The sequence below is a fragment of the Flavobacteriales bacterium genome (genome assembly GCA_016704485.1).
Lineage (GTDB): Bacteria > Bacteroidota > Bacteroidia > Flavobacteriales_F > PHOS-HE28 > PHOS-HE28.
Map to the genome: position 1 here is coordinate 489,672 of JADJAA010000001.1, position 19,883 is coordinate 509,554.

Consider the following 19,883-nt stretch of genomic DNA (forward strand, 5'->3'; position numbering starts at 1 on the left):
AGCCTAATTCACGAGCAGTTGTTCTACGACCACACCATTTTGCGAGCGGAGTAGGACGGTGTAGAACCCCGGTACCAATTCATGTAGGTCCAAGGAGGTCTGATGTGCAGAACCGGCCAATCCCATCTCCAGTACTGTGCGCCCGGCAGCATCAACCACGTGCAACTGATCGGGAGAAAGCGGCGCAGACCAGCGCACTTCAACCTGATCATGTGCGGGAACCGGAAACAATTGCAATGAGAGTTGCGACTGCACTTCCGACACACCGAGCACCGTACCCGAATGCAAGCCTTCGTAGGCCTCGTGCGTGAATGTGGAACCTTCTATCTGGATCACTTCGCTCCCATTGCAGCGTACGATCAAATGGCCACCGGTGATGCCATCGCCACCGGCATCCGTCAATTCCAAGCCGAAGCACACATTGGCAGGTAAGCTCAGCCATTGTGTTTCTGTACTCGATGCGTTTGCATACGGCCCACCTTGCGCTAACACCTGTCCGAGTTCATCGCGGATCGCCCACGCGGTTTCGCCGGGCTGTGCATCGGTCAGCACCTCCACCTCCACCGTCTGTAGTTCACATGAGGTGGGAGTCATTCCAACAGTGAAGCTGGAAACATTGCCGGTGCTGTCCTCGTCCGGCACACCGTTCACCGAGATAATATGGAACTCGAGCATATCCCCATCAGTGGCGGCCAAGATGGGCATGGCGGGTTGGCGCTCCTCGTTGGTCAAAGCAGGCACATCCAGTAGCCAGTTAAAAGAGTTCACGACAAGGCCGTTCTTCCACGTCTCTACCACGCAGGTTCCCATGCTTTGCGAACCTACGTTCTTGATGCGCAGAACGGGCGTCACGGAATCACCACAAGCAAAGCGCAAACCTCGATAAGCTATGATAGTGGCATCATGATCCTGCTGTGCACTCATGTCAGGAACCGCTAGTAGGAACAGGAAAAGGAGTAGTAAGTGCTTCATGGCATGGTCTGCTGGATCACAAACATATTGTGCCAAGGGGTCCTGTAGCAATAGAACATTGGTTGACAGCGCACAGACCTACTTCCTGCGAGCCTGATAGGTCCTTGATCGCAGCGCAGGTCTGGATCTCAGGCCGCGTTTTACAGAACAGTGATCCACACAGCACGGAGAGCAGTGAACTGATCCGGTATGAAGTTTTAATTCCAGAAAATGAGTTCATTCGTTACGATACGTGCGTTAACGCATGACCGCAACCCTGACCGGTCCGGCACTGGTGTTCGTGTTCACGATGTAAATGCCAGCGACAAGCGACGCCGTACTCACGGTATTGGCTCCTACTTGCACGTGTTCCTCAATTACTACTTGCCCACGCGCATCGAAGATCCGCATGATACCGGACTGTTCTACCCTTAGCGTGATGAGATCGTTCCACGGATCAAAGGCTACGACCATGCTCTCACCAGGATTTGTGGATGCCACGTCGGTGATCACATCAAGACCGAGCATCCAAAACCGAGCGTCACTGAATGAATTTTGTTCGTTGGTAAAATACGCTGTACCGGGGCCGCTCCAGGTAATTCCTTCCACCTGCCCGAACAAGAGCTGCACTTGGCGACGATCGGCACCGCCATTGAAGAACTCATGACCGGGATATCCATAGAGCTGCCAAATGAATGGGGACAGAATTGAGGTGTAACCGCAGAGTAAAACGCCCCCGCTCGCATCGATGCTTGCACCGGTCACCATGCCTTGCGTGTCCAGCTCGTCACGACGTTGTGCGGAATGCACGCCCGGCTCGGCCGACATGCTGTACAAGTAACACTCGTTGTTCTCCCAATTCTTGGTGAAGAGAAAAAGGCTGTCGTCCATGGCGAGCAACGCCTCGCAATCCCAGTTGGTCGCATTGCTCGCTGGCGTGAAATCGATCTGGTCCGCATACGAGAACGCAATGGTATCCACTACCACCTCGGTGGTAGCTGGATCGGAAAGTTCGGCGATCGGGAAGCGGTATATGCGCAAGTTCGTCCGAGATCCAGAATTGTTCCCGAAGTCGCCAACGTACACCCAGTTCTCATCGGTCGTGATCTCTTCCCAATCGATGTTGTTCGCGTTGGAGACCGTTACTGTTCGTAGCACATCCCCCGTGGTAATGTCCACCTCGTACAGCTCGGACGGATTTCCGCTATCCAGCTGGGTCCAAACATGTCCGTTGATCACCAACATACCGCTCGTTTCGTTAAGCGCTATGTTGAGCGGTGTCAACAATGTGGGTATCAAAGTTTGAGCACTTGCGGAGGACAGACCGAAGATCAGCAACAAGGAAGGTAAACGCATATCAACTAAAATTCCCACGAATATCTGAATTCTCGGTGGAATGAAGGTACTCCAGTACAAGAACCTTCAGCTTGAACTGTAGCATATGGACGAACCTCATAACTCCATTCTACTTCCTCAAGATCGATTCCATTTTCTTACCCCTGGCCAGCTCATCCACCAGCTTGTCGAGGTAACGTATTTGCTGCATCAGCGAATCCTCGATTTCTTCAACACGGTAGCCGCAGATCACACCAGTGATCTTGGACACATTCGAATTCATTCGTGGTGCTTCCGAAAAGAAAGTCTCGAAGTCGACCTTATTGTCGAGTACGTGTTGCAGACCCTTCTCCGTGTAGCCGGTAAGCCAGTGGATGACGGTATGCAATTCCTCTTTCGTGTGCCCTTTCTTCTCCACCTTGGTGACGTAGTGCGGGTAGACGCTGGCGAAGGTCATTCGGAAGACTCAGGTGTTATCTGTTGCTTTCTTCATTGATGATCAAAGTTGACCAAGATAAACCCATGCGTATTGAAACTTAATAGTACGAGAGAATTCCCATCCGGCATCGAATTATATAGCTAATAGGGCGTTGGGTTTTTGAAGGCAGGCAAGTTCGGGGATGCGATCGGCTGAACAGCTCCGGTCAAGATCCGTGATCTAGTGTTCGCGCTTCCATGGGAGCATCAAAACTCACCTCAGCCTTCAACGATGGTCTTGAAACCGCCATAAGCCATGTTCTTCAGATCAAAGGGCATGTCCTTGGGCATTTTCACCTTCATCATTTCGGCCAACACTTTCTTGTTCACCGCATTGCGATGGGCTTTTGACTTGAAAATGATGAACGAGAAGAGCATCGTCTCTGTGCTCTTCAGCTTCGCGAGCTTCTTGAAATCGCCGCATCCCGGCATCGCTTTCAGATCATCGCCTACGCACTCAAAGTACTGTAGTGCGCCATGCTTCATCCAGGCCTTCCTGCCCATGAGGGCCATCTTCTTGTACGCGGCCACCTTGCTCTTTGCAACAGGGATCACGAATCCATCTACGTATGACATGTTGTAGCTCTTTTGTTCACACAAGTATAGCGAAGACTCCTTAAAACGTTCGCCATCGATGCAAAGAACTTGGTGATGCGTCAGGACGCATTGTGCGCAACGAACGCATAACGCAATGGTGCAACTACCCAACGCCCGGCGGACTTCCCATCCGATCAGCTTCAATACCTACAAGGTCGTTGGGCTTTGAAGGCGGGATAGTTCGAGGACCGTATTGCTAGTGAATGCCAGAAGTGTGCGGAAGATCCTTGTGCTATCCATTAATGTCTTTCTTGCTCACTGCTGCGGAGCGCCTTCTGACTCTTCGCACACGCATTCCTTCCACCATCTCCTCCTTGCGCGCCTCAATTTTCCGCTCCATGACGCGACGGAACTGTTCAGCTGCAATGCTTGACAATGCTTCCATGTTGTCATTACGACTTGGGTCAACTACGCTCTGGAAGACCCTGAATTCTCCATTCTGCTTGAAGTGCACTGTGTAGTGCGTAAGAAAATCGTCAGCCGAAAGCACTACGACCATCGTTCTGGCCTTCAACTCTTCCATCGTGTTAGCGCTTCCACCTCCTTCAGTGTTCATTCGTTTAAGTAGAGTAAGTATTCGTTCAATTCCTTCGGGCGACTCCACGAAGTAGACGTACTCAATCCCAGCTTTCAGATTCCCAAAAACGCGGCTGCGAAGCGCGACATGCATAGGACCAGGTAGTGTTTCGAGCGGATGTGGTGCATAGACCCACACTTGAGAAAGGTCTGGACCCTGAAGACCCGTTAGCTGATTGGTGGTAATTCGCTGTGAATTATCAACCAATGCTGAAGGCGGGTATGACTGGACGTCTGTCCGCGTTTGCTCCGTCAGGCGCCGGGACCTTCGCGCCTCTCGGTATTGCCCTACTCCAAGTACTATTGTAAGGACCGTGAGGACTAGCCCAATCACCGAAAGCATTACCGGGTCCATGCAAGCAATCTAATTTGGAATTTTATCGTGACCAAACCTAAAATCAGAAGGCACGAATCGCAGATTCGCACCAGCGTGTGTGCTAGTTAGTTAGTATGGCCTTGCTTATATCTATGCCACATATGCCGAGAGGTTAGCTGGGCCGAATTGGTATTCTTGTCATACATCATCACTACAAAGGATTTCCCACCCTTTGGAACATCTATGTTTTGTCGAACAACTGAATTTTTGACGATTTCAGGAACGAGTGCATCGAGCAAGAGATCAAGCTTTGCGATGGACGTTCTGATCAACCAAGAGGACATGTAGGCCAGCGTGCATTGCTTGCAGTTCTCATCGCCTTCATAAATGCTCTTGAAGTGGTTGAACGAAACCTGCGATGGCTTTATCGTAACCCTAAAGTGCAGGGGGGAGAGAGCTACTAGAGCCTCAAAACGATGTTTGTCCCGTTCATGGTGAGATAATCGCGAGCGATAATCATAGAGCCTCCCAACAAAGCTCTTGTCAACTTGATCAACGACGTCCTTGATTGCAAGCTGAGCAATCTCATTTCCCTCTCCTCTCGCTGATCGTGCGAGTTTCATCCAGTATAGTGTCTTGCTCTTGTTGCGTTGACAGATGTAGCAAATCACATGAGCCATATAGTCGAAGGCAGATGCCAACTGGAACACCAAATTGTCAAAGTGCCCAGAGACATCCCGTTCAATTCTATCGAAGAACGGATTGCCCATCACGAATTTGTCAAATTCCCTTGCATTGCCCTTGCTCGATTCTAGAAGCCATCGTTCACCTTCTCCAATCTCCCTCAAGAGTGCCCGATATGAGATACGGGCTGATGACAGCCTATAGTAGATATTCTCCTTGTGCCGAAATATGTTGTCATGGGATTGCTTGTCGTTGGAGTGTTCGTCATACATCACGCAGACTGCGCGAATACCAAACTCCAAGCGTTCTATGAGGTCATGAATGGCACGAAAGTCTTCATTGCGATTCTCTACGTCAATGGTCTGTCCCATTGCCTAGGTGCAAGGTGGCGAGCTGGTGCAGAGCGTATTCCGCGTGAGCGATTGAAGCAGAAAGGAGGAACGACGTGTGCGTGCTTGCAGTGGAAAGCGCGACCCGGCTGCATTTGACCCGGGGCACGCCCAAATCTTCAATATGTCACTCGCGCCAAACATGCCTCAATTCAAATTCAAGTACGCCCCCAGCCCATGCACTCCGCCTTCCCTTCCATACCCGCTTTCCTTGTACCCACCGAATGGTGAAGTAGGATCGAACTTGTTGAAGGTGTTGGCCCAGATGACGCCCGCGCGGAGCTTGGTGGTGAGGTTGAAGATCTTGGAGCCTTTGTCCGTCCACACGCCGGCGCTTAGGCCGTAGGGGGTGTTGTTGGCTTTTTGGATGACCTCATCCACCGTGCGGAATGTTTGGATGGCGAGTACCGGGCCGAAGATCTCCTCTTGTGCGATGCGTGCGCTTTGCGAAACATTGAGGAACAATGTCGGGCGGCACCAGTAGCCTTTGCTCGGTAGGTCGCAGGGTGCTTGATACATTTCACCACCATCTTCCACACCGATCTTCAGGTACTTGTTGATGGTGTTGAGCTGCTCTTTACTGTTGATGGCACCGATGTCCGTGTTCTTGTCGAGCGGATCACCAACGACCAGGCTCTTCATGCGGTGCTTCAGTTTGCGCACCACTTCATCATGTACGCTTTCCTCAACGTACAAGCGGGACCCAGCGCAACACACGTGACCTTGGTTGAAGTAGATCCCGTTGATGATTCCTTCCACTGCTTGATCAATGGCGGCATCGGCGAAGATGATGTTGGCTGCTTTTCCGCCGAGTTCGAGTGTGAGTTTCTTCCCTGTTCCGGCTGTTGAACGTTGGATCAGTTTGCCAACTCCCGTGCTTCCCGTGAATGCCACTTTGTTCACATCGGGATGGTTCACTACGGCGGCACCTGTTGCACCCGCTCCGGTAACGATGTTCACCACACCTTCGGGTAGTTCGACTTCTTGGATCAATTCAGCAAGAAGCAATGCGGTGAGCGGTGTTGTTTCGGCTGGTTTCAAAACGACCGTGTTGCCGCAAGCCAATGCGGGGGCGAGTTTCCAGCTGGCCATGAGCAAGGGGAAATTCCACGGGATCACTTGCCCAGCGACACCCAGTGGCGTAGGGTTCTTGCCCGGAAATGCATACTTGATCTTATCGGCCCAACCGGCGTTGTAGAAGAAGTGTGCTGCTGCTAATGGCACGTCAATGTCGCGACTTTCGCGGATGGCCTTGCCTCCATCCATCGTCTCAACAACGGCGAAGTGTCTTGCCTTTTCCTGCAGTAGCCGCGCGATCCTGTAAATGTATTTGGCACGTTCGCTGGCCGGCATTTTACCCCATGGTCCTTCGTACGCCTTGCGTGCTGCTTTTACTGCAGCATCCACATCGGCTTCGTTGGCTTCGGCAATACGCGCGAGCTTTTGCTCGTTGGCCGGGTTGATGGTGTCGAAGTATTTACCACTCTTGGGCTTCACCCATTTGCCACCAATGAACAGTTCGTACTGCTCCTTCAGTTTGAAGTGATCTTTGCTTTCCGGTGCCGGAGCGAGTTGCCAATCGAGGGGTTTCATTTTGGTTGCCATGGGTCGTAAAGGTAGTCCTGTATTCCACAGAACGAAGGCGCCCGGAAATGTGCGATGCCACACTTCCGGGCGCCCTCAAGGCAGGATCTTGGAAAGGCTCACTTCGCGAAGAACCGGAACACCTTGCGGCCATTCGGAGATCTCAACACGAACGTATAGGACCCTGAGGCAAGTCCAATAGTACTGATCTGGTCATAGCCAGCGGTAATGGTACCGGTCTTCAGCAGGAGGCCACGCGCGTCGAACAGTTCGTAAGGCACAGAGTCGTCGCTGCGAATTGTAAGCATGCCGTAGGCATCCGGTCCTGTTAATGAAATGGACTGCGTGGGGTCAGTAGTCGGCACGCCAACATTGAGCAATTCGAACGGCGCGGATATCGCTGAACAGCCCAATGCATCGGTCATTTCAACGGTGTAGCTGCCGTTCGACAGTGGCTCGAATGAGTTGGTCGTGGCACCTGTGATCTCGCTGCCATCGAGATACCACTGGAATCCAGGACCACTGCCCGCTGTGATCAACGATGAGCCCGACGCGCTGATGCTAGGCAAGGCCACCGGATCCATGGAGAAGCGCCTGACCGCCATGCCCGCCGGGAATTGTGCACCCGAAAGGACCAGCCAGCGGCCCTCCTCGATCTCGATTGCGTCACTCGCTTTCTTGAATCCAAGGGATACCCAGGGTTGATCGTCGTTAGCGAGGATGTTACTCTCGTTGAGCAGGAACCATTGCGTGCCAGGGACATTGCCGGAAGTGCCAGCATGCACAATGCCCAGTATGTTTCCGTCTGCGAGGATCTTCAAGCGCGAGGGCAATGGCGGAAGATTCGTTCCTAAGTGCGGCACCAGTAAGCGGCCATTCACACCGAACGTGAGATCCCGCGCGCCACTGGGCAGGAAGCGGATCAACATGATGTTGTCCTGGTCGAGCGTACCCATCACGGTCAACCGGTCCTGATCGTCCAATACGGCAGCGAAGTCCTCAAAGTAACCGTTGACCCCGGAAAATGCGGTGGTATCGTCCACCACGCCGTTGCTACCAAACGTTGTGGACGGTTCGCCCGCGAGCGTGAAGGCACTAAGTTCGATGCGGATCGTATTGACGAAGCGGCGACCGTAGGCCACAAGGATCGTCGAACTGCTGGTCAAGTGTGTTGTTGCACGATAGGCGAACTCGGATTTCGGCACGTGCACAACTCCATCAGTGCCGAACGCAGCGTCCGGGTCGCCAGTTGCTTGGTAGCCGAACAAGGACAAAGCCCTCGAACCGCCGTTGCTGTTCCCGCTTTGGACAGCAGCAGCCACATACCCTCCGGTGGGAAGAGCGATCAGGTCCATGCCGTAGCTGGACGCCACTCCATCAGAAGAGCTATGGCGGATGAACCCGTCCATTCCATAGGCTGCATCGAGCGTACCATTGGGCAATACGCGTATAGCGGTGTGGCGGTTCGTGCTCACAGCCCCGAAACCCTGGTTCGTTGTCCCTGCAAGCAGGAACGATCCATTGGCCAGTTCCACTCCCTTCTCAGGCAGCACCCTCCAATCAGCGGCACCTGCAAGCTGCGAGACGCCGGCCGTTCCAAAGTCTGGATCAAAAGTCCCACATTGGTCAAACTTCACGAGCACGCCTTGCCCGCTGTAGCCTTCGGGGACGCTCAATGTGACCTCGCTGATACCCAAATAACTGCCATCCTGAAGAGCCAATAGATTCGCCGCCCAGCAATCGTGAAGTGAGCCTATTATCGGCACGTCCAGCACGCCGCTCCCGGCGAACACGGGATCCAGAGTGGGCAGCTGCGCTTTTATTCGGGTTACTCCTACGATCAGAACTGCGGAGACCAGAACAGGATGGAGGTAATTTGTTTTCATAGTGTGGGTGATCAGGTTGGGTTCGTTGTTGCAAAGCACCGGCAAAGGCTGACGGCGCGCAATAGAACTTTGGTTGACGATCCGGAACAATGTCAAGGAGCTAGTGTTCTTGGAGAGCAAACATGTATGGTATACCTCTAGGTATAACGGCGCAGGACCTTCCGCTTAAGTCCACTGAGTGAAGTGCCTTGCTAGATGTGCCGGTCGGAAGACCGCATGTGCTGCGCGGCTTTACTAATTAAAGGATGGATCAGCTATTCTGGTTCAACGCATTCATCGCGATCCATGATCACTCGAGATCCTACACCACGGACATGGCTCAGACCCGCGATGGCGGTAACGCGGTGCCGCGCCGTTTTTACTTAAGCTCACTTGTGATGAAGACTCCTTCTTGATCGCCATGTGATCGAGGGGGTCGCAGCGGTCTATGCTCACTTCTTCTTCCCAGTAGCGGCGGGTATCGCCAAATAAACCGAAGTCAACCCGATCAGGAATCCGGCCAGTTTCCTTCGGTCGCCAGCACCGCTCAATTCCGTCAATGCCGGAAGATGGTCCATCGCGAACTCCAAGGAATGCGCCATTTCAATAAGCGTAGTAGCGAAAGTACGGGGGTGCTTGCACGATCGATCACATGCTTTGAGCTCCTTGGCGAGATGTGAACAGAGATCCTTGTATGGCTGGAACAGCTTGAGCTTATTATCCTCATCCACGTTCCTGTGCATGAATGATTTAGATCCTTCCACCAATACCAGATCGCGCAATGCGACAGGATCGAGCTGAGCCGCCAAGGCATCCTTCGACCATATGCCACATAGTGCATGAATATCACCTTGCACTCGCGCCCAAGGGTCGGTCAGCGTGTGACCCTCTTGCTGACAATGCGTATCCAGCCACATCCAATACAACTGGAAATAATACTGAAGTAATCGTTGTTTGTTCGTGAAGTAATTGTAAATGGTAGCTTCGGTGCATTCTGCGCGGTCTGCGAGCTTACGAAAGGTGAAGGCCTCGAGACCGAGCTCATTCATCAGTGCGAGTCCTTCTGAGAGGATCCGCCCCCCTACTGCCGATGCTGCAGGGTCTCGTAAGTGGAGCGACGTGTCAGGAGCAAGTTGATAGTGTACCATAGCGGACAAATATAGTATTACTTTATCATATCATTGTTTTACTATATTTGCACCCACGATGATCGACCCCATAACCCCCTGGAAGCGTTTGACACGGTTGTTGCGCGTAGACAAGCGCGAGATCGGCCACATCTACCTTTACGCAGCTGTGGGCGGAGCCATCGGTCTGAGCCTTCCGCTCGGCGTGCAGGCCATCATCAATTTGATCAGTGGTGGCCAAGTTGCAACGAGTTGGGGAGTGCTGATCGCTTTCGTTACGATCGGTGTGGGATTCACTGGAGGATTGCAAGTAATGCAGCTTGCACTTGTCGAGAATTTTCAGCAACGCCTCTTCGCTCGAAGCGCACTGGAGTTCGCTTATAGACTGCCCCGCATTTCGCACGAAGCAGCAGGTGGGCGATATCTTCCGGAACTTGTGAACCGATTCTTTGACACAATGACGATCCAGAAAGGACTTGCCAAACTCCTAATGGATGTACCCATGGGGCTGTTGCAGATCGCATTGTCACTCATCCTGCTAGCGATCTATCATCCCTTTTTCATCGCCTTCGGCTTTCTATTGGTCCTATTGATGTGGTTGATCTTCCGCATTACGGGGCATCGTGGTCTTGCCACCAGCATGGATGAAAGCACCGCAAAATACAAAGTGGCCTATTGGTTGGAAGAGATCGGCAGGAAGCAATCCACTTTCAAGATGCTTGGTAAAACGAATATGCCGATCGAGCGTACAGATGCGTTGGTCGACGACTATGTGAAGGCACGAAAGGCACACTTCAAGATACTACTCGGCCAATACGGGGCAATGGTCGGATTCAAGGTCGTTATCACGTTGAGCTTGCTTGCGCTAGGTGGTGCTCTTGTGATCAATGAACAAATGAATCTGGGACAATTCGTTGCGGCAGAGATCGTGATACTCCTGCTCATCAATGCTGTGGAGAAGATCATCCTAAGTGTGGACCGGGTGTATGATGTGCTTACCGCGATCGAAAAGATCGGCCAGGTCACGGACATTGAACTGGAACGTTCCGGTGGATTGACCGTACTGGAGCATGATACCGATCAAGGTCTTGAGGTGCGGACAACTGACCTCGGTCTGCGATCCGAATGGAACCATCATGCCGTACTCGAGAACATAAACTTGCACTTCGCGGCAGGTGAGAAGATCTGTCTCAGTGGCTCGAACGGATCCGGCAAGACCTCCCTTTTGCGGATCCTAAGCGCAGGTGTGCTGCCTACACAAGGCACGGTTTCGTTCGACGGACAACCCTTGACCAGTCTGGACCTGCCGCATGTGCGATCGATGATCGGCACCTACCTCAGCGATGAGAATGTATTCATAGGGACCGTGATGGAGAACATTGTCGTTGGCCGCAAATGGATCACCGAAACGGATGTAATGGAGGCTGCTAAGACCACTGGATTGTTCAACCATTTGGCCACTCTGCCTAGTGGACTTCTCACCCAGATCCAAGCAGAAGGCGGGCGTCTGCCAAGAAGTTTGGTAACACGTATTGCTCTTACCCGCGGGATCGTTGGCAAGCCACGCATGTTATTGCTTGATGATAGCATGCTTGATTGGGAAAAAACCGAGCGCGAGCAGTTGCTCGGGTGGATCACCGATTCCGCTCGGCCTTGGACGCTGGTGATCGTGAGTAATGATCCGTGGGTACATGGAAGATGTGATCAAGTGATCCACATGCACAATGGTCAGATCAAAACCTCTTGAGCTATGCTGGACCTTAGCCCACAAAACCCCTTACCAAAACTTGACAGCAACACATTCGGTTCGTTCCGGACCATCGGTGTTGCCAAGGCGAATGAATTGTTCGCGAAATGGGTTATCGCCATTTGCGTCATTACGATCATTGGCATGTTCCTTCCTTGGACACAGAATATCCGTGCACTCGGAACGCTCACTAGCCTTTCACCGGATCAGCGGCCACAGACCGTGCATGCCATTATTCCCGGAAGGCTCGAGGAGTGGTTCGTGCGCGAAGGACAACTCGTGAATAAAGGCGATACGATACTTCGACTGAGCGAGGTAAAGGCCGAATACTTCGATCCCATGCTCTTGGACCGTACACAACAGCAGATCACCGCGAAGGAATTGACCGCGAAGAGCTATGACGAGAAGGTTCGTTCCTTGGACTCACAGATCGATGCACTTACAGGTGGGCTGCGGATCAAACTGGAACAGGCAGAGAACAAGATCATACAAGCGAAGCTGAAGATCCAAAGCGATAGTATCCGCGTGGTGGCTGCGAGAACGGAGATCAGAGTGGCGGATGATCAATATGCAAGAGGCGAACAACAATTCAAGGAAGGTCTCGTGAGCAAAGTGGAATTGGAACGTCGCCAAGTTACCCAGCAACGAGCCAATGCAACACTGATCGACGCCCAGAACCAATTGCTCAATGCGCGCAACGAATTCCTGAACGCTCAGCTTGAGGTGAACAGCATCCGCAATGACTACCGCGACAAACTGAGTAAAGCCGAAAGCGAAAAGTTCGCCAGCATGAGCCAATTCTACACCACCGAAGGCGAAGTGAGCAAAATGCAAGTGGACCTCGCCAACTACACCGTGCGAGCCGGTAATTATTATGTGACAGCTCCTCAGCAGGGATACATCACAAGAGCAATCGTTACCGGTTTGGGTGAAACGGTCAAGGAAGGAGATCCGCTCGTGAGCGTAATGCCTGCACGATTCGAGCTTGCCGTGGAACTCTATGTAAGACCCATGGATATGCCGTTGATCAACAAAGGGCAGAAGGTGCGGTTCTTCTTCGATGGATGGCCGAGCATCGTTTTCAGTGGTTGGCCGAACACAAGCTATGGGACCTTCGGCGGGGAAGTCGTTGCCATCGACAATTTCATCAGCCCGAATGGTAAATACCGCATTCTGGTCGGCCCGGATAAAGACGACGAGGAATGGCCCAGTGCCTTGCGCGTTGGTGGAGCCGCAGTTGGATTCGCATTGATGAGCGATGTGCCGATATGGTATGAACTGTGGCGACAGGTCAATGGTTTTCCTCCGGATCTTTATACAGGGATCGAAGCCGTGAGCACGATGCCGACGAAAGAAAAATGAAAACAACGCTACTCATCGGAATTTTGCTTCTTGGCTGTGCTTCGCATGCTCAAACGCCAGCGGACGGCGGAACGCTCACCAGGGAAACATTCGTGAAGCTGGTGTTGAAGAACCATCCTATTGCACGCCAAGCAACCTTGCGCACTGGTCTAGGGGAAGCTACCGTACGCAGTGCCCGTGGTGGTTTTGACCCAATGGCAACTGCCAGTTACGCTGAGAAACGATTCGATGGATTCGAGTACTTCGAGATAATGGACGCTGGACTCAAAGTGCCTACTTGGTTCGGAGTGGACCTTGTTGGTGGTTTCCAGAATACGGATGGTTTCTACTTGAACCCGCAAGGCACTACCCCGGACAATGGGCTTATCAAAGCTGGAGTTGAAGTACCGATCGGTCAGGGATTGTTCATGGACCAACGCCGCGCAACCTTGCGCAAGGCACAAGCATACCAACGTGGAACAGAAGGCGAACGGCAAGAAATGCTGAACCAGTTGTTGCTAACGGCTTTAGGCGATCACACGGATTGGGTTGCTACTTATGAGCAACTACGCATCAGTGATACTGCCGTGGTCCTGGCAAGCAGGCGCTTCGATCAGGTACGTGGTAGCTTTAGAGGAGGGGATCGGCCTGCCATTGATACACTTGAGGCCTATTTACAAGTTCAAGACCGCTTAATGCGAAAACAACAAGCGCAACTTGACCATCTGAACGCCGGCCTCCGATTGAGCAACCATTTGTGGGATGATGCGCAACGCCCCTTAGAGTTACAACCAGGTATAACACCAGTGATCAGCGACCTCGCATCACCGATCGTATTCACCCTTGCGGACAGCAGTATTGCGCGCGCTATCGAAATACATCCAATGTTACAACGATCACAAGCACGCATCGATCAGATAGAAGTGGATCGACGCCTCCGCGCTGAATTCCTAAAACCGCAACTGGACCTGAAATACAATTGGTTGGGCAACGGCGGTGCGTTAAGCAATGAGCCAGGTACTACCTTACTTGGCGATGGACATCAATTAGGAGTCGGGTTCCAAATGCCATTGCTCTTGCGCAGAGAACGCGGAGAACTCACGCTTGCCAAATTGCGGCTCACGGATGCTGAGCTTAGCTTGGAACGCGATCAGGCAGTGATCCGGAACAAGATACTTGAACGCCGGAACGACATTGCTACTTACCGCCAACAGACCGACCTCGGAGCAGACATGGTGACGAATTATGCGCGTCTTTTAAATGCTGAAACCCAACGATTCGAAGTAGGTGAAAGTTCGCTTTTCATTGTGAACGGACGCGAAGTCCCATTGATCGAATCGCGCTTGAAGCAAGTGGCCTTCGAAGCCAAATTGCGCAAAGCCTATTTCGCGTTGGACCACGACGCAGGAACGCTTTGGAACGCTTGGACGAATAACACAACACAGCCATGATCCATATAACATTTCAAACACGCACCGAAGAGGCTGCTGAGAAACTCGCAGGCCACTTAATGGAGAAACACTTGTTGCTCTTTCCTACAATAGACACGGATCATGAAGAGCTTACTTGGGCAGGAGGTGCAATTGAACGCAACCGCCAACTTCTGCTCCAAGGCATGAGTAAAGCGCTGCTCTATCGGGAACTGGAAAGCGAGGCCTATGCTTTATTAGGTGAAGACCTTGTGCGTATGCATGCAGTACCCGTGGTCAGCATGGATCCACATGCACAACAAGTGCTCTTGGAACAAACTGCAAAAGTGTGAAGGATGAAGTACACCGAACTTCTCCAGCGCTCCTTCTTCTTCGCGGCGTTACTGATACCAGTGATCCACGTGAATGCCCAGGTCAATAACCGTCTTGACGCTATCCATGCCATTCAACTTGGTGACAATCTGCTGCGCTTGGGGAACAGCGAACAAGCGCTTCTTGCCTACACCAATGCCATTAAGATGGATATAACCTTCGCTGACACGTATATGAAACGCGCAACCCTGTTGAGCCGTTTGGGCCAGAATTTACAGGCTCTAGGGGACATGGACCAGGCCTTAGCACTCAATCCATATAGCGCTTATATCTATGATCGCCGAGCCAAAGTGAAGATACTTGCGAATGATATAAAAGGCGCTGAGGATGACATCAATATGGCCGTTTCCATGCAACCTTACGATGATATTTTACGGGAAAGTCGTATAGATACCTGGTTGGCGATCGGCGCCGTTGACAAAGCCATAAGCGAGATCGACACGTTGCTCGAACACAGCCCGGATGACGTAATGCTCTTATTGAAAAAGAGCACTGCTTACCTTCAAATGAACGACCAGATCCGCGCATTGGAACTTCTGGACCTGACCGTGTCCCTTAGCCCAAAACTCGCATTGGTGCATGACCTGCGAGGTGTGGCCCTCATGAGAGCTGCACGTTGGAATGATGCATTGGCCTCATTTGACCTAGCAATAAAATTGGATAGTACGTTCGACATTGCCTGGTACAACCGCGGCCTAGTACATGGGCATTTAGGCAATACGATTGCCGCGAAGTCCGATATGGATAAAGCCCTGATGATCGGCACTGATAAGCCACACATATTCTTCCAACGAGCACTTTCCCGAAAACGTGATGGCGACCTTACAGGTGCCCAAGCAGACTACGACAAGGCCTTGGAACTTGCACCTGACTACTTGGAAGCGCAATACAATCGGGCATTCGTGCGTAAACATTTAGGTGATCATGCTGGGGCGTTCGAAGATGCTGATAGGAGCGTGGTAATGGCCCCAGACGACCCGGATACGTGGAACATGAAAGGCAACCTCCACATGTTGTTCAGTGAATTCGTAGATGCCATCGAGTGTTTTGATAGGGCCCTTTCACTCGACCATGATCATCAGAATGCGCTATTCAACAGAGGCCTCGCATTCCATATGCGTTACGATGCTATTCGCGGTTGCGAGGATATGCGCAGAAGTGCTGAACTGGGCTCGGCCCAGGCCAAGGACGCAATGACCTATTTCTGTGCATTCTGATCTAATTGAGCAACACATGGTCGGTGCAAAAGGTGCGCAAAGCGATCCGAGTGCTACGGTGACCAACTTGGCCCGATCACAAGGTCGCGACTGCCTTGGTCGGCAATAAGAGATCATCTCAACACACTCACATCGATCTTGAATAATTCAGCAGCGTTCTTCCACAAGATCATTTCCTTTCGATCATCCGGTAGGTCCAATTGCGCAATGAACTTCAAGTAGGATCCCATATTGGAGATGGGCCAATCGGTTCCGTATAACAAGTAACGCGGATTGCCGGCGTAGGTGATCATGTTCTCCAATTCGCTCTTCATGAACTTCTCGAACTTATCCGAGAAATCGCCCAACACCAGACCGGAGAAGTCGGCATACACATTGTCGTTCTTGTACACCACTTCCATGCAGTCCTTTATCCACGGATTGCCGACGTGACAGATCACGATCTTCATTGTGGGGAAGTCGACAGCTAGGTCATCGATCTGTAACGGGTGCGAATATTTCACCCGGCCTGTTGGCGAATACGTATCACCGCTATGGAACATGACGGGCACATCGTATTCCACAGCCATGTCGTAGACCACTTTCAAACGTGTATCGTTCGGATAGAATGGTTCGTAACCGGGATAAAGTTTCAACCCTTTTACCAGTCCCTTTTCCAAGTAGTTCGCGATCTCACTGAGGTCATGGTGGTCGTAATGCAAGTAACTGATCCCAGCAATTACACCGATGTTCTTTCTACCCTGAACAGCATCCACCACAGCTTTCGTACTCGGTCGATGTTCGTTGACTTTATACGAAGTGAGCACCAGCGAATAGTCCACGTTGTTCTGAGTCATTGCAGCCGTAAGCTTATCGAGGCATTCGTCTATAGAGACCACATGATCTTCGTGATAGTTATTCAGATGCGTATGGATATCGATGATCATACGGCGCAAGATATTCGTTGCTCAAGGAAATTGGTCCGTTCCGACCGATAGCGATCAAGCATTTTCCAACGCAGCGCAAACTGACCCCGATCTCACTTGACCGATCGGCTTTGTTTTGGGTACCACTTCTCGCGCATGCGCAAAAAAGGGATCTCGATGAAACGCGTAACGATGGAGCCGACCAGAAATGAACCCGCTGCGAAGAACATGAGTTCAAGGATACTACCTCCGAGGCTGAACTTGACCATCACTTTTTCCACGACCAATAGCACAAGCAAATGCCATAGGTAGGTATTGTAGGAAATACCACCAACCCATGCCAGCGGACTGATGATGTATCGTTGAATACCACTTGTCTCCGGCAGCGGGGTTCTGGAAACAGCCATGCCTACCGCGATGGCTCCAGCTAGAAATGCGCCGGACAAACCAATGGTACCCATCACGGTGGAACCAAAACGAAAGAAGAGGACCGGTGCAAGGAATAAGGCCATACATGCGATCAACACAATAGAATTGCGGCCGAAGAGAGCTTTGAAACTTACGGGCCTGAACCGGTGCCAAGCAGACAAAAGAACACCCCCCAACAATGAATCCATCCTTAGGTGTGAAGGAATGAAATGTGTGGTAACATGATATGGAATGGTTTGGTACGTATAGATGCGAAGTGCAAGAAAGAATAGGAAAAGCAACGCACTCAACACGATCATGCCCCGCCATTTTATGCGGGATGGTAGCGCCATCAATACCACTGCGGCGAACACAAGTAGCAAATAGAAGTGTTCCTCAACCGCCAATGACCATGTGTGGCTCCACAAGCCAGCGTGATAGTTCTGGAAGAAGAACAGCTCGGCGATGTAATTCATTAGTGGATCACGACTGCCAATGACCTCCATCAAAAGCGCGGAAACTATGATCAACGCGTAAAATGAAGGATAGATCTTAAAGCCTCGGCGTATCAGGAATCTTACTCCCGCAAAGCCATTCGTTCTCCGGTATTCGTCAAAGATCAATCCGGATACCAGGAAACCGCTAAGGACGAAGAACAGGTCAACGCCCAGCCATCCATACTCGCCAATGATGCCGCCCGCTGCGTGGTGGTGCAATATCACCAGTATCACAGCAATGCCACGAAGTACATCCACATACTGCCATCTTCGACCGGCAAGATGGGCCTGCGGAACAACGGCCATTCAATGCTCAATCGTTACTGAAGTAATCAGCACTTTGGTAGCGGCCGGTCTCCTCTTTCTGCAATTGCATGAGGATGTCATTGGCCAAACTGCTTGCACCGAACCGGAACCAGTGTTTGCTTAACCATTCCGGCCCTAGTTCTTCTTTCACCATCATTAGATAGTGCAGTGCTTCTTTGCTCTTACGGATGCCACCTGCAGGCTTCATGGCGATCATTACACCTGTCTTAAGGTAGTGATCGCGGATAGCATGTAGCATCACCAACGTAACCGGCATTGTGGCCGCTGGGCTGATCTTACCCGTACTGGTCTTGATGAAATCAGCTCCCGCTGCAATGGCGATATCACTGGCCAAACGCACTTTATCATACGTACCCAATTCGCCTGTCTCAAGAATAACTTTCAATCGCGCTTTGCCACATGCTTCTTTGATGGCTGCTATTTCATCGAACACAAAATTGTAGTCACCACTGTGGAAATGACCGCGGCTAATGACCATATCGATCTCATCCGCACCTTCGCTCACGGCGAACTTGGTATCCGCGATCTTTACTGACTTGGGTGCTTGACCACTTGGGAATGCGGTAGAAACGGAGGCTACCAATACCCCGCTATCGCCCAACGCTTTCTTCGCAACCTTCACCAAGGTGGGATACACACATACTGCAGCACATGTCGGAAGTCCGGGCAACGAATCATGCAAGTGCATCGCCTTGTAAGCAAGTTGTTGCACTTTCCTTGGCGTGTCCGCTCCTTCCAATGTGGTAAGATCGATCATGCTAAGTGCGAGCTTCATGCCTTGCACTTTGGTCTCTTTCTTGATGCTACGCGTTTTGATCCGCGCTACGCGTTCTTCAATGCCGACTTGATCCACCGTTGGTGTTGTGCGTGGATCGGGCATTGCGCGGCGAGTTGGTGTTGTGGTTGCCATGACGATGTTCAAAGGTAGCCGATGCAAACGAGATCAGTGAGCGGGCAAGAACGGAACAACGCTTTTACCGCTGTTCACTCGGCGTGCAGCGTACCACCCTGCAACCAACGCTCCGATCGTATTTGCTATCATATCGTTGAGGTCGGTTCTGCGACCAAGCGCTTCCATCCCTTGCAAAAACTCAGTTGCCAAACCGAAGGTCACGCTCAGTAGAACGGACCAGAGCACCCATCGTTCCGGAGTTTGTCGCGCATTGAACACTCTAGCGAGCAACAAGGCTTGAACAAAGAACATTCCGGCATGGACCAATTTGTCCAGATCGAACAATGCGAACCATTCCCACTCCGGCAATTTACTGCCCGGTAATAGACATAGGAACAGGATCACCAGCGACCAGAGCAAAGGAGGCCAGACCGCGCGTGGCGCCATTGTGGATCAACCCACCAGTGCACCGTATGCTTCAGCGGTCATCAATCCGGCAAGCTCACCTTTATCCTTAAGCTTTACACGGATCATCCAGCCTTTACCATACGGGTCCTTGTTCACGGAAGCGGGGTCATCAGCAAGATCGAGATTCACTGAACTCACTGTTCCGCTAACTGGCATGAACAGGTCGCTCACGGTCTTAACCGCCTCCACCGTACCGAATACGGCTTCATGTGCCAGCTCTTGGCCCTCTGAGCCAATATCCACGAAAACGATGTCGCCCAATTCACTTTGGGCAAAATCCGTTATACCAATTACGACTTCGTCTCCTTCTACGCGGACCCATTCATGATCCTTCGTGTACTGTAGGTCTTGTGGAATATTCATCTTTCAAGTTCTGTT

At 51.7% G+C, this 19,883-nt stretch carries 21 protein-coding genes; 7 read left to right on the plus strand and 14 right to left on the minus strand.

All coding sequences use genetic code 11. The features are described 5' to 3' along the window. Positions 1 to 3: 3 nt before the first annotated feature. Positions 4 to 972 (minus strand): T9SS type A sorting domain-containing protein, encoded by a 969-nt coding sequence (locus IPF95_02180; protein MBK6473500.1) that lies wholly within the window; start codon positions 970 to 972, stop codon positions 4 to 6. 62 nt (positions 973 to 1,034) lie between these two features. On the opposite strand from IPF95_02180, the gene IPF95_02185 reads away from it, so the two are divergent. Then, on the plus strand, positions 1,035 to 1,220 hold the full coding sequence (locus IPF95_02185; GenBank protein ID MBK6473501.1) for a hypothetical protein: 186 nt from the start codon (positions 1,035 to 1,037) through the stop codon (positions 1,218 to 1,220). Here IPF95_02185 and IPF95_02190 read toward each other — a convergent pair. From IPF95_02190 to IPF95_02220, 7 genes are all read right to left on the minus strand, one after another. Continuing rightward, the gene (locus IPF95_02190) at positions 1,210 to 2,250 is read right to left on the minus strand and encodes a T9SS type A sorting domain-containing protein (protein ID MBK6473502.1); all 1,041 of its coding nucleotides are present in this window, start codon (positions 2,248 to 2,250) and stop codon (positions 1,210 to 1,212) included. The genes IPF95_02185 and IPF95_02190 overlap by 11 nt on opposite strands. 166 nt (positions 2,251 to 2,416) lie before the next feature. Beyond that, positions 2,417 to 2,743, minus strand: a complete 327-nt coding sequence (locus IPF95_02195; GenBank protein MBK6473503.1) for a DUF2200 domain-containing protein — start codon at positions 2,741 to 2,743, stop codon at positions 2,417 to 2,419. Positions 2,744 to 2,982: 239 nt separating this feature from the next. Further along, positions 2,983 to 3,339, minus strand: coding sequence for a DUF1428 domain-containing protein (locus IPF95_02200; protein MBK6473504.1), 357 nt, complete (start codon positions 3,337 to 3,339; stop codon positions 2,983 to 2,985). 253 nt (positions 3,340 to 3,592) lie between these two features. After that, positions 3,593 to 3,916 (minus strand): hypothetical protein, encoded by a 324-nt coding sequence (locus IPF95_02205; GenBank protein ID MBK6473505.1) that lies wholly within the window; start codon positions 3,914 to 3,916, stop codon positions 3,593 to 3,595. A 461-nt stretch (positions 3,917 to 4,377) separates the two neighbouring features. Next, positions 4,378 to 5,307, minus strand: a complete 930-nt coding sequence (locus IPF95_02210; protein MBK6473506.1) for a hypothetical protein — start codon at positions 5,305 to 5,307, stop codon at positions 4,378 to 4,380. A gap of 165 nt (positions 5,308 to 5,472) precedes the next feature. Next, the gene (locus IPF95_02215; protein ID MBK6473507.1) at positions 5,473 to 6,930 is read right to left on the minus strand and encodes an aldehyde dehydrogenase family protein; all 1,458 of its coding nucleotides are present in this window, start codon (positions 6,928 to 6,930) and stop codon (positions 5,473 to 5,475) included. A gap of 98 nt (positions 6,931 to 7,028) precedes the next feature. Beyond that, positions 7,029 to 8,795: a hypothetical protein gene (locus tag IPF95_02220; protein ID MBK6473508.1), complete on the minus strand. Its 1,767-nt coding sequence runs from the start codon at positions 8,793 to 8,795 to the stop codon at positions 7,029 to 7,031. A gap of 245 nt (positions 8,796 to 9,040) precedes the next feature. Here IPF95_02220 and IPF95_02225 point away from each other — a divergent pair, with 245 nt between their 5' ends. Beyond that, a complete protein-coding gene (locus IPF95_02225) occupies positions 9,041 to 9,190 on the plus strand; it encodes a hypothetical protein (protein MBK6473509.1) in 150 nt (49 codons plus the stop codon). Positions 9,191 to 9,226: 36 nt separating this feature from the next. Here IPF95_02225 and IPF95_02230 read toward each other — a convergent pair whose 3' ends face one another. After that, on the minus strand, positions 9,227 to 9,922 hold the full coding sequence (locus IPF95_02230; GenBank protein ID MBK6473510.1) for a TetR/AcrR family transcriptional regulator: 696 nt from the start codon (positions 9,920 to 9,922) through the stop codon (positions 9,227 to 9,229). A gap of 58 nt (positions 9,923 to 9,980) precedes the next feature. Here IPF95_02230 and IPF95_02235 point away from each other — a divergent pair, with 58 nt between their 5' ends. The 5 genes from IPF95_02235 to IPF95_02255 are packed head-to-tail and all read left to right on the plus strand — an operon-like array spanning position 9,981 to position 16,008. After that, a complete protein-coding gene (locus tag IPF95_02235) occupies positions 9,981 to 11,648 on the plus strand; it encodes an ATP-binding cassette domain-containing protein (GenBank protein MBK6473511.1) in 1,668 nt (555 codons plus the stop codon). 3 nt (positions 11,649 to 11,651) lie between these two features. Beyond that, entirely contained in the window at positions 11,652 to 13,010 is a 1,359-nt protein-coding gene (locus IPF95_02240) for an HlyD family efflux transporter periplasmic adaptor subunit (GenBank protein MBK6473512.1), read from the plus strand. Continuing rightward, entirely contained in the window at positions 13,007 to 14,440 is a 1,434-nt protein-coding gene (locus IPF95_02245; GenBank protein ID MBK6473513.1) for a TolC family protein, read from the plus strand. The genes IPF95_02240 and IPF95_02245 overlap by 4 nt, the downstream gene beginning before the upstream one ends. After that, complete coding sequence (locus IPF95_02250; protein ID MBK6473514.1) at positions 14,437 to 14,751, plus strand: hypothetical protein; 315 nt, start codon at positions 14,437 to 14,439, stop codon at positions 14,749 to 14,751. The genes IPF95_02245 and IPF95_02250 overlap by 4 nt, the downstream gene beginning before the upstream one ends. A 3-nt stretch (positions 14,752 to 14,754) precedes the next feature. Further along, positions 14,755 to 16,008: a tetratricopeptide repeat protein gene (locus IPF95_02255; protein ID MBK6473515.1), complete on the plus strand. Its 1,254-nt coding sequence runs from the start codon at positions 14,755 to 14,757 to the stop codon at positions 16,006 to 16,008. 113 nt (positions 16,009 to 16,121) lie between these two features. Here IPF95_02255 and IPF95_02260 read toward each other — a convergent pair whose 3' ends face one another. The 5 genes from IPF95_02260 to gcvH form a co-directional block, all read right to left on the minus strand. Then, on the minus strand, positions 16,122 to 16,934 hold the full coding sequence (locus tag IPF95_02260) for an amidohydrolase family protein (GenBank protein MBK6473516.1): 813 nt from the start codon (positions 16,932 to 16,934) through the stop codon (positions 16,122 to 16,124). Positions 16,935 to 17,026: 92 nt separating this feature from the next. Then, entirely contained in the window at positions 17,027 to 18,124 is a 1,098-nt protein-coding gene (locus IPF95_02265; protein ID MBK6473517.1) for an acyltransferase, read from the minus strand. Between the two features lie 7 nt (positions 18,125 to 18,131). Then, on the minus strand, positions 18,132 to 19,055 hold the full coding sequence (gene deoC / locus IPF95_02270) for a deoxyribose-phosphate aldolase (protein ID MBK6473518.1): 924 nt from the start codon (positions 19,053 to 19,055) through the stop codon (positions 18,132 to 18,134). A gap of 33 nt (positions 19,056 to 19,088) precedes the next feature. After that, on the minus strand, positions 19,089 to 19,484 hold the full coding sequence (locus IPF95_02275) for a VanZ family protein (GenBank protein ID MBK6473519.1): 396 nt from the start codon (positions 19,482 to 19,484) through the stop codon (positions 19,089 to 19,091). A 6-nt stretch (positions 19,485 to 19,490) separates the two neighbouring features. Then, on the minus strand, positions 19,491 to 19,868 hold the full coding sequence (gene gcvH, locus IPF95_02280; protein MBK6473520.1) for a glycine cleavage system protein GcvH: 378 nt from the start codon (positions 19,866 to 19,868) through the stop codon (positions 19,491 to 19,493). Between the last annotated feature and the right edge of the window lie 15 nt (positions 19,869 to 19,883).